The organism is Desulfuromonas carbonis, from assembly GCF_054658035.1.
This window is the reverse complement of the sequence record NZ_BAAHXR010000002.1, coordinates 125,471-140,493: the sequence shown is the minus strand read 5'-3', so window position 1 is coordinate 140,493 and position 15,023 is coordinate 125,471. Positions and strand designations below refer to the sequence as shown.

Here is a 15,023-nt window from a genome sequence, read left to right as displayed (position 1 = left end):
GCAGGTTGTGGTCCAACTGGGGCGTCGATTGAAAGACTTTGCAACTTGGCAAAGCCTGACCCTACAGATTTTCGAATTCGATCCGGTTAACACCCCAGCTCATCGAGACGCAGCAGACGATGAGCTTCGAAGACGGTGAGAATTTCGATCTGATTTTCGGCCAACCGGTAGACGATTCGGTAATTCCGAAAAACCAACTCGCGGATATCTGGCAGAGAGATTTCAGGGACGCTACGTCCGGATCGGGGATTGGCGGGCAATAGGGTTTCGGCATGATCGACGAGGCCGTCGACGAAGGTCGCTGCCCGCGCCGGATCACCTTTGGCGATGAACGCCTCGATCTCGATCAGTTGCTCAAGGGCCTCCCGGCTCCAGCGCAGTTCCATCCGCGATCAACCCCTCCTCCGGCGGGCTGCAAGAGCAGCCTTGACCTCATCGCTGCCGTAACTCTTGCCGGCATCGGCATCGGCAATCCCCCGGGCAACGGAGTCGAGAAAAGCCTTCCGGTAGACCAGTTCGTCATAATCTTCCGGCGACAACAGGACTCCGGCCGGCTTGCCGTTCTGGGTGATGACCAAAGGATGCCCAGACTCCCGAATAGTTTTGAACCACTTGGAGATGCCGGTTTTGAACTCCGCGATAGGGACGATGTCGCTGCTGACGGAAATGGTTTTCATCGAATGGCTCCGTATTTTGATTTACAGGGTGGTCAAAGTATAAACCAATCAACGGAGATGAACAAGCTACTCTTCCTCACGATGTCAGCAGCAAATAAACTGTCCGGGGTTGTAGCAAAAGGTTTGTCCGGTTCATGGTTGTTGCGGGAGGACTGCCATGAAACGGACACAGCTGCTACAGGAGAGAGCTGGCACCGATGTTCGGACAGGTCGGCGGCAGAAATAAGGTGGAAAACCATGGGGGTTATGCCGCCAGCCTGAGGGCCGGGCCGGCGTAGCCGGGCCGGGGTTTTTGCCAATATGCCTCATCGGGGGTCTTGTCGTCCAGACTCGAATGGGGCCGCTCGGTGTTGTAGAAATCGATCCAGTGCTTGAGGCCTTGCCGAACCTCGCTGCCGGTTGCAAACGCATGCAGGTAAATGCACTCGTATTTCAGGGAGCGCCAGAGCCGCTCGATCATGACGTTGTCCATCCAGCGGCCCTTGCCATCCATCGAAATCTGGATGTCCGGGTGTTTCTGGAGGGCGGAGATAAATTCATCACTGGTGAACTGGCTGCCCTGGTCGGTGTTGAAGATCTCCGGCTGGCCGTAGCGCTGCAGCGCCTCTTCGAGGGCAGCGACACAGAAGTCGGCCTCCATGGTGTTGGAAAGTCGCCAGGACAGAACCTTGCGGGTTGCCCAGTCCATGATCGCCACCAGGTAGAGAAAGCCCCTGGGCATGGGAATGTAGGTGATATCAGCACACCATACCTGGTTGGGCCGATCGATGGTCAGGCCGCGCAGCAGATAGGGATAGATCTTGTGCTGAATATTCGGCTTTGACGTGTTGGGCTTCTGGTATATCGCCGACAGGCCCATCAGCTTCATCAGCCGGCCGATCCGGGTACGGCTGACGGCATAGCCTTCCCGACACAGGAAGGCCTGCAGGGACGTTCTTGAATAATTGAATTAACCAGCAGCCCCCGAAAATTGATTCCCCTACCCGCCCCGGACATCCCTCGTCCACGCCATCGAAATAGTGATTATCTTACTGTCAACAAATTCATTTCTGAACCAACTTGATCTCCACCTTGTTCCCAACCGCCAACGCATACCGTCGCAAGGACCGCAAACTCGGCATCGGATGACCGGACTCGAGCCGTGCCACGACCGATTGGGTAGTACCCATGCGTCTGGCCACTTGTTCCTGTGTGAGGTTTGCCTTGGTTCTAGCTTCAATCAGTTGTGCAGCGATGGAGAATTCCTCGTCCAGCGGCTGATACTCACGGCGGAATTCCTCGTTGGCCAACAACTCTTCCTTCAAATCTCTGATCTTTTTCCCCATAGTCACAACTCCTTCATCCGGTCCAGCGCCAGCAGAATTTCCGATCGCGGCGTCTTCTGGGTCTTCTTCACGAAGATTCGCAGGATCACCACGCGCCTGCCGTTTATCGCAACATAAATCCCCCGGGAGATTCCAGCGATTCCCCTCGCCCGCATCTCCCAAAGCTTACCTTCAAGGTGGCGCACATGAGGCATTCCCACCTGCTCGATTCCGCAACCTTCGATCAGTTCGGAGATACGCACGAACCGAGCCTGCATATCCTTGGGCAATTCACGGAATTCTTCTTCAACAACCTCGTTCAGAAATTCAACGGTCCAACGCATTCGCCCCTCCAAACTATCGCAAAAAAGCTATAATTGCAACATTAGCTTGATGCCGAACTTCACCTGCCCCCTATCCCCCCAAAAACGCAAAAACCGCCCGCCGGCACAAAGCCGGAACGGACGGTCTATTCAACTTGCGAAAAAAATCTGACACGTTGTCATATCCCCCCCAGGAATGCTTGAAGCCCCTACCCTCTACCCCGGCCAGCCCTTAATGAACGTTGGCCGGCTTTTAATCTACTCCGCGGCAAATTCCCGCCGATACTCCTCCCACTTCTGATCCACCCGCTGCTGCACCGCCACGATTTGCTCCGCGGAGAGCGCCTTGAAACGCACCTGCATTCCCAGATAGTCGTTGACCGGGTGCTGCTTGCTCTTGTCGAGCAGGCGGCGGGACGGTTCGGAGAGGGTCTTCTTGCCGTTCTCGATTTCAAAGAGGTCGAAGAGACCGCAGTCGACGGCGGCCTTGCCGATCTTGATCGTCATGTGCTCTTCGCACCCCCAGCCCGGCGGACAGGGGGTCTGGATGTGGATGTACTTGAGGCCGCGGATCTGCTTCGCCTTGAGCAGCTTGTCGTGGAAATCGAGGGGATAGGCGGCCGAGCAGGTGGCGACGTAGGCCGGGTTGTGGGCGGCGACGATCGCCGGCACGTTCTTGCCGTGCTCCTTCTTGCCGGCGTAGGGGGTGGTGGTGGTCAGGCCCCCCTGCGGCGTGGTGCCGGAACGCTGCACCCCGGTGTTCATGTAGGCTTCGTTGTCATAGCAGATGTAGATGATATCCTCGCCGCGCTCCAGCGCCCCGGAGAGGGCCTGGATGCCGATGTCCGAAGTGCCGCCGTCGCCGGCCCAGGCGACCACCTGGGTCGCCTTGCCGAGGCGCTTCATCGCCGCCCGCACCCCGGTGGCGATGGCGGCGGTGGCGGCGAAGGTGCCGTTGAGGATCGGCAGCTGGCTGGCGGCGATCGGGTAGAGCCCCTGCATGACGGTGAGACAGCTCGGCGGCACCACGAAGATGCAGTCGCGGCCGAGGGCCTTGATGCCGATGCGGTAGAGGACGCTGAGGCCGCAGCCGGAGCAGGCGCGGTTCCCCGAGTGGACGAGTTCCTCATCGGTGAGGGTCAGAACGTTGGTCTTGGCAGCAGTGGTCATAGCTGTAATCCAATCCATTGCGGCGTGTCGAGCTGCTCCGGGGCGAGCGGTGCCTCCTGCAGGCAGGCCGACTTCATGTGCTGATAGAGGTCGTCGGTGCGGATATCGCGCCCGCCGAGGCCGACGATGAAGTTCTGCAGCGCCGGGCGGTTCGGATAGGGGTAGAGGGCCGATTTGAGGTCGGCGTAGAGCGCCCCCTGGTTGCCGTAGCTTAAGCCCTTCTCGAAGACCATCACCCCTTTCGCTCCCTGCAGCGCCTCGGCGATGCGCGCCGTCGGGAAGGGTCGATAGATCTGCAATGCCAGCACCCCGGCCTTGAGGCCGTCCTCCCGCAACCGGTCGACGACATCCCGGAACTGGTTGGCGAGGGTCCCCATGGCGACGACGACGAAATCGGCGTCCGCGCAGCGGTAGGGATCGAGGATCGGGGCGCCGCCGCGGCCGAAGCGCCGCTGGTAGTCGGCGTCGATCTCCTCCCAGAGATCCATCGCCAGGCGCATCTCCTGGTGGAGGTTGTGGCGGATATCCATGTATCCCCCCTGCTTGACACCGTGGATGTCGTTGCGGGCGTCAGGGAGAGTAACGGTGTTGAGGCTCTCCGGGCGGGCCGGGTCGAGGGTGTGCAGGTAGCGGTAAGGGGGCAGGAATTCCTTCACCGCCGCCGCATCGGGGAGTTCGTAGGGCATGTAGGTGTGGGAGAGGTAGTAGCCGTCGTAGTTGACCATCACCGGGATATGCACCAACTCGGCGAGGCGGAACGCCTTCAGCGTCATGTCGACGATCTCCTGGTGGTCCTTGGCGAAGACCTGGATCCAGCCGGCGTCGCGCTGGCTGATGGCGTCCTGGTGATCGTTCCAGACCGACCAGGGGGCGCCGACGCCGCGGTTGACCACGCACATCACCAGCGGCAGCCGCGCCCCGGCTGCCCAGTGCAACTGCTCGCTCATGTAGAGGAGGCCATTGGAAGAGGTGGCGGTGAAGGCGCGCACCCCGGCACTGGCGGCGCCGATGCAGACACCGAGGGCGCTGTGCTCACTCTCGACGGCGACGTACTCGGCGTCCATCTCGCCGGCGGCGATCAGCTCGGAGAGCTTCTCGGTAAGTGGCGTCTGCGGGGTGATCGGGTAGGCGGCGATGACTTCGGCGCCAGCCAGACGCACCGCGAGGGCGGCGGCGGTGTTGCCCGAGTCGATCCGTTTCTCGCTCATTGCTCGTCCCCCTTCTCGAATTCCTCCTCCGGCACCATGCGGATCGCCTTGACCGGGCACTCCTCGGCGCAGATGCCGCACCCCTTGCAGTACTCGAGATCGAAGGTCGGCTCGATGGTCTTGGTCACCGCCGCATCCGGGCAGTAGAGCCAGCAAAGGTGACAGGCGTGCCTGCCACTCTTGGCCGGGGTGCAGCGGCTGTAATCGATAACCGGACGCTCGACGCGCCAGGAGCCGGTGCGGCCGGCGTCACCGGGGCCGGCAGTAGAGGCCGAAGTCAGAACCTTGAATCGGGAATCAACCATTGACAACTCCTGCCCGCGGTTCGCAGAGTTGGGTGGCCTCATAGGCCAGCCGGGCGGACCGGGCGTTCTCTTCCGGCCGACGGCCGACGAATTCGTGGACGATGCAGCGCTCCAGGGTGGCGAGGTCCGCCAGCCCGGTGGCGCGGCCGAGGACACCGATGATGCCGCTGTTGACGATCCCCTTGCGCAGCCCGGCCTCGATGCCGAGGCGGGTAACGTTGGCGACCGCCACCCGGAAATGATCGAGCTGGTGCTCCTCCGCGCTGCGGGGCGAATTGAGGATCAAGAGCCCCCCGGGCTGGAGGCCGACGGTGACGTCGACCTCGTTCAGGATCAGGTGATCGAGGACGACGACGATATCCGGGGTCTGGATCGGCGAGAGGTCGAAGATCTTGTCGCGGGAGATTTTCAGCGAGGTGCTGACCGGCGCGCCGCGCCGTTCGGTGCCGAAGGTCGGCGCCATGACGACACCGCCATAGCCGCTCTGGAACATTGCCTCGGCGAAGACCTTGGCGGCGGTGATGGCGCCTTGGCCGCCGCGGCCATGCCAGCGGATCTGGATCAATTTGGAGGACGTCTTTGTCATCTGCTGCTCCTGAAAAACGAAAATGTGCGGATCATGGTACAGGTCCCGGCCGCTCAGAGCTTGCCGGCGACCATCCCCGGCAGCAGCCGCCAGGCGGCGTCGATACTGAGCCCGGAGGCGGCGGCCGCAACCTCGTCGTAGCCGCTCGCCGGCGTCGCGGCGACAAATTCACCGCCGCTGCCGTAGAGGGCGAAGGGGACCGGGCCGAGGGTGTGGGTCATGCGCTTGACCGGGGTCGGGTGGTCGGGGAGGACCAGGACCCGGAAAGGACCGAGGGCCGGCAGGCCGTCGAGAACCGGGCCGACCACCTGGGCGTCGAAATCCTCGATCGCCTTGAGCTTGTCGTCGAGGTTGCCGGCGTGGGCCGCCTCGTCAGGGGCTTCGACGTGGAGGTAAACGAAGTCGCGGCTCTTGAGCGCGTCGAGGGCCGCCTCGGCTTTGCCGCGGTAGTTGGTGTCGATGTAGCCGGTGGCGCCGGGGACTTCGATGACGTCGAGGCCGGCGTAGACGCCGATCCCCTTGATCAGGTCGACGGCGGAGATCACCGCGCCGGTGAGGCCGAACTTCTCCTGCAGGGTCGCCATGCGCGGCGCCCGGCCGTGCCCCCAGAGCCAGATCGAATTGGCCACCGGCAGGCGCGCCTTCTGCCGCCGCAGGTTGACCGGGTGGGCATTGAGGAGCATCTGCGCCGAGGTCGTCAGCTGGATCAGCTCGTCGGCCCCGTCGCCACGGGGGAGGTGGCCGGAGACGCTCTGGTGGGTCAGATCGTGGGGCGGGGTAAAGGTCAGGTCGTCCTTGCCGCCGTGCCAGACCAGCAGATGCCGGTAGGAGACGCCGGCATGGAAGCTGAAGCGCTCATCGCCAAGTTCCTGCTGCAACGACTCGATCAGCTCGCGGGCTTCGGCGGTGGTGATGTGCCCGGCGGAGAAGTCCTCCATGTAGAGGTGGCCGTACTGGGCGGTGAGGGTCACCAGGTTGAGACGAAAGGCGACATCGTCCGGCCCGAGCTCGACCCCCATGCTCGCCGCCTCCAGCGGCGAACGGCCGCTGTAACAGGTCGCGGGATCGTAGCCGAAAACCGAGAGATTGGCGACGTCGCTGCCGGGATGATAGCCTTCCGGGACCGTCTCGGCAAGGCCGATGACGCCGCGCCGGGCAACCTCGTCCATGCGCGGGGTCCTGGCATGCTGCAGCGGGGTGAGGCCGCCGAGTTCTTCGAGCGGTTCGTCGGCCATGCCGTCGCCGAGCAGAATGACGTATTTCATAAACTCCTCTCGGATCGCCGCTTTAGCCCCGTGGATGGTGCTGTTCATGGAGCCGGCGCAGGCGCTCGCGGGTCACGTGGGTATAGATCTGGGTAGTCGAGATATCGGCGTGGCCGAGCATGCTCTGCACGGCCCGCAGATCGGCGCCATTCTCGAGCAGGTGGGTCGCAAAAGAATGACGCAGGGTATGCGGGGTGATCTTCTTGCCGATCCCGGTCTCCCGGGCGCGGCGCTTAATAATCTTCCAGAAGCCCTGGCGTGTCAACCCCTGGCCGAGGCGGTTGAGAAAGAGGAGCTTCCCCCCCTTCCCCTTGTCGAGGAGGGGCCGGCCATCGGCCAGGTAACTGCGCAATTCGCTGATGGCGGTCTCGCCAAGGGGGACGATGCGCTGCTTGCTGCGCTTGCCAAAGGCGGTCAGGTAGCCGACATCAAGCTGCAGGTCGGACTGCTTGAGCCCGACCAGCTCGGAGACCCTCAGGCCGGTAGCGTAGAGAACCTCGAGCATCGCCCGGTCGCGCAGGGCGAGCGGCGCGGCGCCGCGCGGCGCCGCCAGCAGCTGCTCGACCTCGCCGGGGCTGAGAGTGTGGGGGAGCGCGGCGAGGCTCTTCGGCGCTTCGACCAGGGCGGTCGGGTTGCGCTCGGCGTACCCTTCGCTGAGCAGGAACCTGTGAAACATGCGCAGCGCCACCAGGGCCCGCGCCCGGCTGCGCGCGGCAAGACCGCCGGCGCGCAGGTGGGCAAGGTAGCGCAGGATCACCGGCGGGGTGATCGCCGCCGGTGCGCCGATCCCCTCCCGTTCGAGAAAGTCGAGGTAGCGGGCGAGGTCGCGGCCATAAGCGTCGAGGGTGTTGCGGGAGAGCCCCCGCTCCACCGTCAGATAGCTGAGGAAGAGATCAAGGAATTCATTCATAACCTATTACTCCATCAGCAGAAATGGAACGGCACCCTGGCCCTTGTTGGGTTTCATTCCATTCAACCCAACCTACGGATCCCATGTGAAATCGTGAAGGTTGGGTTGAGCCCGCGAAACCGCAACACCCGGGCTTCACTCCTCGTCGAGGCACGCCAGGAGCTTTTCCCGCACTTCCCGTAGTTTCTCCTCGGCGATCACCTTCTGGCCGAAAATATCCTGGACGTAGAAGGTGTCGGTGACCTGATCAACCTTGGTCGAGATCTTCGAAACCCCGATGTAGAGCCCGAGTTCCTTGAGGGTCCTGGTAATGCGGTAGAGGAGGCCGACCTGGTCGCGGGCGAAGAGATCGATGACCGTGTATTCGGCGGAAATCTCGTTGTCGATCTCGACCCGGTTGGGATGCCTGGGGAGCGGACGTTCGGAAAGGTAGCTCGGCCGGTGCCGCTTCTTCACCAGGTCGTCGACCCGGGCCCGCCCCTCGATGACGGCGGTCAGGTCGGCCTCGAAACGCGCCCACTTGTCAGCGGAGGTGATGCGCTCGCCGCCGGCACTGAGGACCTGGAGAATATCGAGGGCGATGCCGTTGCCGGTGGTGAAAATCTGCGCCCCGAGAATGTTGATGCCGTTGGCCGCCATCACCCCGGCGATCTTGGAGAAGAGGCCGGGGATGTCGACGGTGGTGATCGTCACCTGGGTGAAATCGGCCTCGGCAACCTGCTCGACCTTGAGCGCCACGGTCTTTTCACCGCGCCCGAGCAGCACCCGCAGGTGTTCGGCGATCCCCTGGGAGCGATAGGACATCAGGTAGCGGGTACCGAGGGAGGCGACCAGTTCCTTGACCTGGCGGCTGTCGAACTCGTCGCTGAGCCGCTCCAGCACCTTGCGGCGACGGTTGCGCAGCTTCTCCGAGCGCTTCTCGAGCTGGAAATTGCCCCGCTCCAGCACCTCGTAGGCCTTCTCGTAGAGTTCCTGCAGCAGCAGTCCCTTCCACTCCGACCAGACATCGGGACCGACTGCCTTGATGTCGGCGAAGGTAAGCAGAAAGAGCATCCTGAGGTTTTCGCTCATCTCCATGGTGCGGGCGAACTGGATGATCAGCTTGTCATCATGGAGGTCGCGGCGCTGGGAGATGTGCGCCATCTGCAGATGATTGCGGACCAAAAACTCGAGGCGCAGGCTGTCCTCCTTGTTAAGGCCAAGGCGGCGGGCGATGGTCGGCACCATGTCGGCCCCCTTGTTGGAGTGATCCTTCCCCTCCCCCTTGCCGATATCGTGGAACATCACCGCCAGTAGCAGCAGCTCCTTCTTTTCGATATCGTTGGCGACCTGGGTCAGCAGCGGTTTCTTTTCGCGGTACTCCCCGAGCCAGAGCTTGGCGATCTCCTCCATGGCAAAGAGGGTATGGATGTCGACGGTGTAGATGTGGTAGGCGTCATGCTGGACCTTGCAGTAGATGCGCTCGAATTCGGGGATAAAGCGGTTGAGGAACTGCAGGTGATGCATGTCGCGCAGGATTCGCCCCAGTCCCCGCGGCTGCCGCAGGATCTCGAGGAACCCCTCACTCATGGTGCGGCTGCGGCGGATGCGGTCGTTGATGCGGTGCAGGTTGTCGCGGATCAGCCCCTTGAGGGGGACGGCGAGCTTCACCCCATGGTGCTGGGCGAGCTGGAAGGCCGTCATCATCGCCGCCGGGTTCTTCTCAAAAAGATCGTCCCGGGTCAGCCGCAGCTCGCCGCGCAGGATGTAGAAACCATCGGCCACGGCGCGCCGCTTGAGATAACCGAAGAGGCGCAGTCCCGATTCCTCCTGCTGGGTCGCCTTGGTGATCAGCAGCGAAGCGATGTGCTCGACCTGGGTGGCATGGGAGTAGTAGTCCTGCATGAACTGTTCGACGGCCGGAGCCTTGCGGTTGTCCTGGTAACCGAGGAAGGCGGCGATCTTCTCCTGCTGCTCGAAGTTGATCTGCTCGTTCTTGCGCGGCGAGAGGAAATGGAGCTCGTTGCGAATGCGCCAGAGATAATCGAGGGCCGCCTCGAAGCTCGCCCCCTCCTGCTCGGTCATCACCCCCTTGATGATCAGGTCACGCAGGGAGCGGGCCTTGAACTTGACCTGGGCGATCCAGAGGGCGGTATGCAGGTCGCGCAGGCCCCCCTCCCCTTCCTTGATGTTCGGTTCGAGGAGAAAGACCGAAGAACCGTATTTTTGCAGGCGACGCCGATTTTCCTCCAGTTTCTCCTTGATGAAGCCCGGGGTATTGCGGCCGAGAATCGCCGTCATGACGCTGCGTTCATACGCCTGGAAGAGGATCTCGTCGCCAACCAGGTAACGGGAATCGAGCAGGGCGGTGCGTGCGGTGATGTCCTTTTCGGCCATCTCCAGGCAATCCTTCTCGGTGCGCACGCTGTAACCGACTTCGACGCCGAGGTCCCAGAGCAGGTAAAGCATGCGTTCGGAAATCTTCTCGGCGTAAGGGCGATCCTTGCCGCTGTAGTAGAACATCAGGTCGATGTCGCTGCGCGGGTTGAGCTCGCCACGGCCATAGCCGCCAAGAGCAATGAGAGTGCAGGATCCCTGGCCGGCCTCGGGGAGATCGGCGGAGACGCTGCGATAGAGGTTGCGGATCAGGGTATCGGCCAGCGAGGTGAGGCTGCCGACGATGCGACGGCCGCTCTCGCCGCTGCGGTGACGCTGACGGATCTGTTCGAGGTGATGGTCGAGAAATTTGCGCGAAGCCTCGAGCAGGCGGGCCCGGCGTTCCTCGTAGGGGAGCGCCGGATCGGTCAAAAGCTCACGGGAGAATAAGGGTTCGGTCTGCATACCAGGCTCAGCTTTCATTGGGCGGCAATCATCTTCAGAGCGGTGGCGTAATTGCGGACACCGCGAACAATGGCATCGGCGGTGCGGGCGCGAAAGGCTGGATCCTTAAGGCGGGACTCTTCCCGCGGGTGACTGATGAAGGCGCTCTCGACCAGGACCGATGGCATGGTGGCGCCGAGCAGGACGTAAAAGGGTCCCTGGCGCACGCCGAGGTCACGAATGGAGGGGTAGTTGCGGGTGAGGCCCGCCACCAGGGAGTTCTGGATCTCCGCCGCCAGGCGGCTCGACTCGTTGATCTTGGAGTTGGCCATCAGATCGAACAGGATCAGTTCGAGATCGCCGACCTGTTTGAGGGAGGTTCCGTTTTCCCGGGCCGCCACCGCTACCGCCTGGTCGTTCTTGGAAAAGTTCAGGTAGTAGGTTTCGATGCCGTAGACGCTCCCCTTGGTGCTGGCATTGGCGTGCAGGGAGATGAAGAGGTCGGCGCCGACCTTGTTGGCAATGGCGGTCCGTTCCTCAAGGGGGAGAAAGACATCGCCGTCACGAGTCATCACCACTTCGCAACCGAGGTCCTTTTCGAGGCGGCGGGCTAGCTCCCGGGCCAGGGCGAGGGTCACGTCCTTCTCCAGGGATCCGCCGGGCCCGACGGCGCCGGGGTCCTTGCCGCCATGACCGGCATCGACGACGATGCGGCGCAGGGCGTTGTTCCCTTTCTGCGGAATATGCAGCTTGACGGGACGCTCGACCGGGGTATTTTCGAGGATCCTGGAGATGCCGTCATCGGCCGGCAGCGGACCAAGGGCGGGGCGGTTCGGTTCCAGGATCGGACCATCGCCGATCACGTCAATGACGATACGGAAGGGGTCGTCGAGGGGGAAGACCTTGTAGTCCTTGAAACTGACCAGGTCGAGGACCACCCGGGTCCGCTCTTCAGCGGGACGGCCGGAGCGGATCTGTTTCAGCAGGCCGTCATCGACGCTGGTGGTGTCGTTCAGACCGGACGCCGGGACAGTTCCGACCAGGTCGACGTAGAGCCGCGGCGTCACTCCCTTGCCGGGATTGCCGGCGAGGAGGTTGGAGAGGAACTGCACCGGGGCCGAGAGATCGAGCACCACCCGGGTATACCCGGGGTTGGACCAGAAACGCACCCCGGTCAATTCAGCGCCAGCACTGCCGCCGACCACCGCCACGGAAGGGGTGGCCGTTTTGACCGCGGCGGGGGCCGGGTCGCTGCAGCCGTCCAGTTCCCGGCAGGCCTGGCGCGCCTTGGCTACCATGTCGCCTTGCGGATAGTCGGCCAGAATCTGCCGATAGAGGCGCGCCGCCGCGGCCGGATCGGCGAGCGTAGCGGAATAGATTTCAGCGGCCAGCAACAAGGCGTCGTCGGCCAGAGAGCTGCGCGGGTATTCCGCCACCAGCCGCAGGTAGAGAGCGACGGCCTGGCGCGCGTCGCTGCCGATGCGCGAAACGTCATAGAGCCCCTCGCTCGCTTTACCCGCCAGGTAGAGGGCGCGCGCCCCCTCGTCGGCATCGGGATAACGCTGCGGAATGGCCAGAAACGCATCGATCACCCGTTGCCATTGGTCGCGATAGCGTTGTTTTTTGGGGGAATCCTGGAGGCGCTGGTACGACTTGCGGGCCGCCCCATAGGCGTCCGCCGCGCTGGTGGCGGCTTGGCACGGCGCCACCAGGGTGAAGAGGAGCAGCAGTATCGTCAGCGAGCGGACCAAAGGCATTGGCTATACCAGTCTCTTCAGTTCATCTAGGAGATTAAGGGCTTCAAGGGGCGTCACTACCGATACGTCGACGCACTCGAGGCGTTCGCGCAGCGGGTCGGGTCCCGCGGCGGCAAAGAGGGAGAGCTGCGGCGACGGCGTGGCCTGCCGCCCGGGGCGCCGGCTGCGCGCCAGACGCGGTTCCCCTTCGCCGACGAATTCCCCTGCTTCGAGGTTGCGCAGGATCTCGCGGGCGCGGGCGATGACCTCCTCGGGGAGACCGGCAAGGCGGGCGACCTGGATACCGTAGGAGTGGCTGGCGCCCCCCTTGACGATCTTGCGCAAGAAGACGATCTGGTCGTTCCACTCCTTGACCGCGATGTTGTAGTTACGCACCCGCGGCCGGGTCACGGCGAGTTCGGTCAGCTCGTGGTAATGGGTGGCGAAGAGGGTGCGCGCCGCCACCGGAGCATGGTCGTGCAAGTACTCTGCCACCGCCCAGGCAATACTGACACCGTCGAAGGTCGAGGTGCCGCGCCCGATCTCGTCGAGGATGATCAGGCTTTTCGGCGTCGCGTGGTTGAGAATATTGGCGGTTTCGGTCATCTCGACCATGAAGGTCGACTGGCCGCGGGCGAGGTTGTCGCTGGCGCCGACGCGGGTAAAGATGCGGTCGACCAGCCCGATCCGTGCCTCTTTGGCGGGCACCAGGCTCCCCATCTGTGCCATCAGGGTAATCAGCGCCACCTGGCGCATGAAGGTCGACTTGCCGGCCATGTTCGGACCGGTGATAATCAGCAACTGGTTTTCGCCGCTGTCGAGGTCGACGTCGTTGGGGACGAAACGTTCGCCAAGGGACATGGTTTCGATGACGGGATGCCGTCCTTCGACGATCACCAGCTGGTCGCCGCCATCGATCTGCGGGCAGACATAGTTCCGTTCATGGGCCAGGTCGGCGAGGGCGGCGAGGACATCGCAGCTGGCGAGGGCGTCGGCGGTGCGCTGGATCCGTTCGGCCTGGGCCGAGACCTGCTGGCGCAACTGCTGGAAGAGGTCGTACTCGAGCTCGACCAGGCGCTCCTCGGCGCCGAGGACCTTCTCCTCGTATTCCTTCAGCGCCGGGGTGATGTAGCGCTCGGCGTTGGCGAGGGTCTGCTTGCGCTGGTAGTCGTCGGGAACCTTGTCGAGGTGGCTGCGGGTCACTTCGAGGTAATAGCCGAAGACCTTGTTGTAGCGCACCTTGAGAGAAGAGATGCCGGTGCGCACCTTCTCCTCCTGTTCGAGACGGGCGATCCACCCCTTCCCTTCCCGGGCGATGGTCCGCAGCTCATCGAGGCCGGGATCGAAGCCGTCGCGGATCAGCCCCCCCTCGCGCAGCACGAAGGGGGGATCTTCGACCAGGGCGGCGGCGATCAGCGCGGCGACATCCTCAAGGGGATCGATCGCCGCCACCAGTTCCGCCAGCAGTGGGCTGGCCAGCCCCTGCAGGGTATCGCGCAGCGCCGGCAGCCGCTCCAGCGAGCTGCGCAGGGCGGCCAGGTCCTTGGCGTTGGCATTGGCCATGCTGATGCGGGCGCTGAGACGTTCAAGATCGTAGACGCCGTCAAGTCCCTGGCGCAGCTCAAGGCGCGGCAGCGACTGCTCGACCAGTTCGGTCACCGCCTGGTGGCGGCGCCGGACCGGCTCAACCGCAACCAGCGGGTGATGCACCCAATGCCGCAGCTTGCGCCCCCCCATGGCGGTCAGGGTGCGGTCGAGGACCCCGAGCAGCGAGCCCTTGCGACTGCCGTCGTAGATGGTGGCGGTCAGTTCGAGATTACGCCGGGTGGCGGCATCGAGCACCATGAAATCGCGGCTGTGGTAGGTCTGCAGGGTGCGGACATGGGCGACCCCCTGCTTCTGGGTCAGCTCCAGGTAATGCAGGACCGCCCCGGCGGCGGCGACCGCCAACGGCAGCTCGGCGCAGCCGAAGGACTCGAGGCTGGCGCAGGCGAAGAAACGCCGAATCTGTTCCGCCGCCCGGTCCGGTTCGTAGACCCAGGCCGGCAGCCGGTTGACCACCACCTCCGGCGGCAGTTCGGCCAGCACCGGCGGCAAGGCACTGCCGTCCTCGGCGGCGGCAACGAGCACCTCGCGCGGGTTGAAGGCGGCCAGCTCGCTGCGCAGGGGGCCCTCCCCGGCCACCTCGGTGGCGCGGAATTCACCAGTGGTGATATCGAGGACCGCCACCCCCCAACGCCCTCCGGGAGCGCCGGCGACGGCAGCGAGGTAGTTGTTTTCCTTGGGCCGCAGGGTGTCGCTGTCAACCACCAGGCCGGGGGTAACGACGCGCACCACTTCGCGGCGCACGATCCCCTTGGCACTCTTCGGGTCCTCGACCTGCTCGCAGACCGCGACCTTGTAGCCATTCTCCACCAGACGAGCAATATAGGGCTGGCAGCTGTGGTAGGGGATGCCGCACAAGGGGACCTCGTCGGCGGCCCCCTTGTTGCGGGAGGTGAGGGTGATGTCGAGGACCCGTGACGCCGTCACCGCATCGTCCAGGAACATCTCGTAGAAGTCCCCGAGGCGGAAGAAGAGGATGGCGTCAGGGTAATCGGCCTTGATCTCCAGGTACTGACGCATCATCGGGGTGGGGGCGTTCATGCAGCAATCCTCGCGGGAAGGAGCCGGTCTCGGCAGGTTCGAAATGGGCGTTATGTTAACAAACGCCACACCCCTCTGTAAACAGGTAAAGGGG

The 15,023-nt window shown here is 63.5% G+C and carries 13 protein-coding genes and 1 pseudogene; all 14 read right to left on the bottom strand.

Annotated elements, in window-relative coordinates:
• Positions 1-86 precede the first annotated feature (86 nt).
• A complete protein-coding gene (locus ACYQ8E_RS02840) occupies positions 87-386 on the bottom strand; it encodes a type II toxin-antitoxin system RelE/ParE family toxin (protein WP_066726822.1) in 300 nt (99 codons plus the stop codon).
• Between the two features lie 6 nt (positions 387-392).
• Positions 393-677: a type II toxin-antitoxin system Phd/YefM family antitoxin gene (locus ACYQ8E_RS02835; RefSeq protein WP_066726820.1), complete on the bottom strand. Its 285-nt coding sequence runs from the start codon at positions 675-677 to the stop codon at positions 393-395.
• 244 nt (positions 678-921) lie between these two features.
• A pseudogene (locus ACYQ8E_RS02830) lies at positions 922-1,620 on the bottom strand (IS3 family transposase); the annotation flags it as partial.
• Between the two features lie 100 nt (positions 1,621-1,720).
• Positions 1,721-2,002, bottom strand: a complete 282-nt coding sequence (locus tag ACYQ8E_RS02825) for a helix-turn-helix domain-containing protein (RefSeq protein WP_066726818.1) — start codon at positions 2,000-2,002, stop codon at positions 1,721-1,723.
• Positions 2,003-2,004: 2 nt separating this feature from the next.
• The gene (locus ACYQ8E_RS02820) at positions 2,005-2,325 is read right to left on the bottom strand and encodes a type II toxin-antitoxin system RelE/ParE family toxin (RefSeq protein WP_066726816.1); all 321 of its coding nucleotides are present in this window, start codon (positions 2,323-2,325) and stop codon (positions 2,005-2,007) included.
• A gap of 237 nt (positions 2,326-2,562) precedes the next feature.
• Positions 2,563-3,474 carry a thiamine pyrophosphate-dependent enzyme gene (locus ACYQ8E_RS02815; protein WP_066726814.1) on the bottom strand — a complete coding sequence of 304 codons (912 nt, stop codon included), beginning with the start codon at positions 3,472-3,474 and terminating at the stop codon, positions 2,563-2,565.
• Positions 3,471-4,682 (bottom strand): pyruvate ferredoxin oxidoreductase, encoded by a 1,212-nt coding sequence (locus tag ACYQ8E_RS02810; protein ID WP_066726812.1) that lies wholly within the window; start codon positions 4,680-4,682, stop codon positions 3,471-3,473. The genes ACYQ8E_RS02815 and ACYQ8E_RS02810 overlap by 4 nt, the downstream gene beginning before the upstream one ends.
• Complete coding sequence (locus tag ACYQ8E_RS02805) at positions 4,679-4,987, bottom strand: 4Fe-4S binding protein (RefSeq protein WP_066726810.1); 309 nt, start codon at positions 4,985-4,987, stop codon at positions 4,679-4,681. The genes ACYQ8E_RS02810 and ACYQ8E_RS02805 overlap by 4 nt, the downstream gene beginning before the upstream one ends.
• The gene (locus tag ACYQ8E_RS02800) at positions 4,980-5,573 is read right to left on the bottom strand and encodes a 2-oxoacid:acceptor oxidoreductase family protein (RefSeq protein WP_066726808.1); all 594 of its coding nucleotides are present in this window, start codon (positions 5,571-5,573) and stop codon (positions 4,980-4,982) included. Before ACYQ8E_RS02800 ends, ACYQ8E_RS02805 begins: the two co-directional genes overlap by 8 nt.
• 53 nt (positions 5,574-5,626) lie before the next feature.
• Positions 5,627-6,838, bottom strand: coding sequence for a cofactor-independent phosphoglycerate mutase (locus ACYQ8E_RS02795; protein WP_066726806.1), 1,212 nt, complete (start codon positions 6,836-6,838; stop codon positions 5,627-5,629).
• Between the two features lie 22 nt (positions 6,839-6,860).
• Positions 6,861-7,748, bottom strand: coding sequence for a site-specific tyrosine recombinase XerD (xerD, locus tag ACYQ8E_RS02790; RefSeq protein ID WP_066726804.1), 888 nt, complete (start codon positions 7,746-7,748; stop codon positions 6,861-6,863).
• Between the two features lie 135 nt (positions 7,749-7,883).
• On the bottom strand, positions 7,884-10,568 hold the full coding sequence (gene glnD / locus ACYQ8E_RS02785) for a [protein-PII] uridylyltransferase (protein WP_459860044.1): 2,685 nt from the start codon (positions 10,566-10,568) through the stop codon (positions 7,884-7,886).
• Positions 10,569-10,582: 14 nt separating this feature from the next.
• Positions 10,583-12,304 (bottom strand): N-acetylmuramoyl-L-alanine amidase, encoded by a 1,722-nt coding sequence (locus ACYQ8E_RS02780; protein WP_066726801.1) that lies wholly within the window; start codon positions 12,302-12,304, stop codon positions 10,583-10,585.
• 3 nt (positions 12,305-12,307) lie between these two features.
• Positions 12,308-14,929 carry a DNA mismatch repair protein MutS gene (gene mutS, locus ACYQ8E_RS02775; protein WP_066726800.1) on the bottom strand — a complete coding sequence of 874 codons (2,622 nt, stop codon included), beginning with the start codon at positions 14,927-14,929 and terminating at the stop codon, positions 12,308-12,310.
• Between the last annotated feature and the right edge of the window lie 94 nt (positions 14,930-15,023).

Excerpts from the sequence above, each read along its gene's own strand:
- mutS (WP_066726800.1), bottom strand. The coding sequence starts at position 14,929 with ATGAACGCCCCCACCCCGATGATGCGTCAGTACCTGGAGATCAAGGCC.
- xerD (WP_066726804.1), bottom strand. The coding sequence starts at position 7,748 with ATGAATGAATTCCTTGATCTCTTCCTCAGCTATCTGACGGTGGAGCGG.
- glnD (WP_459860044.1), bottom strand. The coding sequence starts at position 10,568 with ATGCAGACCGAACCCTTATTCTCCCGTGAGCTTTTGACCGATCCGGCG.
- ACYQ8E_RS02825 (WP_066726818.1), bottom strand. The coding sequence starts at position 2,002 with ATGGGGAAAAAGATCAGAGATTTGAAGGAAGAGTTGTTGGCCAACGAG.
- ACYQ8E_RS02805 (WP_066726810.1), bottom strand. The coding sequence starts at position 4,987 with ATGGTTGATTCCCGATTCAAGGTTCTGACTTCGGCCTCTACTGCCGGC.
- ACYQ8E_RS02835 (WP_066726820.1), bottom strand. The coding sequence starts at position 677 with ATGAAAACCATTTCCGTCAGCAGCGACATCGTCCCTATCGCGGAGTTC.
- ACYQ8E_RS02780 (WP_066726801.1), bottom strand. The coding sequence starts at position 12,304 with ATGCCTTTGGTCCGCTCGCTGACGATACTGCTGCTCCTCTTCACCCTG.
- ACYQ8E_RS02810 (WP_066726812.1), bottom strand. The coding sequence starts at position 4,682 with ATGAGCGAGAAACGGATCGACTCGGGCAACACCGCCGCCGCCCTCGCG.
- ACYQ8E_RS02840 (WP_066726822.1), bottom strand. The coding sequence starts at position 386 with ATGGAACTGCGCTGGAGCCGGGAGGCCCTTGAGCAACTGATCGAGATC.
- ACYQ8E_RS02795 (WP_066726806.1), bottom strand. The coding sequence starts at position 6,838 with ATGAAATACGTCATTCTGCTCGGCGACGGCATGGCCGACGAACCGCTC.
- ACYQ8E_RS02815 (WP_066726814.1), bottom strand. The coding sequence starts at position 3,474 with ATGACCACTGCTGCCAAGACCAACGTTCTGACCCTCACCGATGAGGAA.
- ACYQ8E_RS02820 (WP_066726816.1), bottom strand. The coding sequence starts at position 2,325 with ATGCGTTGGACCGTTGAATTTCTGAACGAGGTTGTTGAAGAAGAATTC.
- ACYQ8E_RS02800 (WP_066726808.1), bottom strand. The coding sequence starts at position 5,573 with ATGACAAAGACGTCCTCCAAATTGATCCAGATCCGCTGGCATGGCCGC.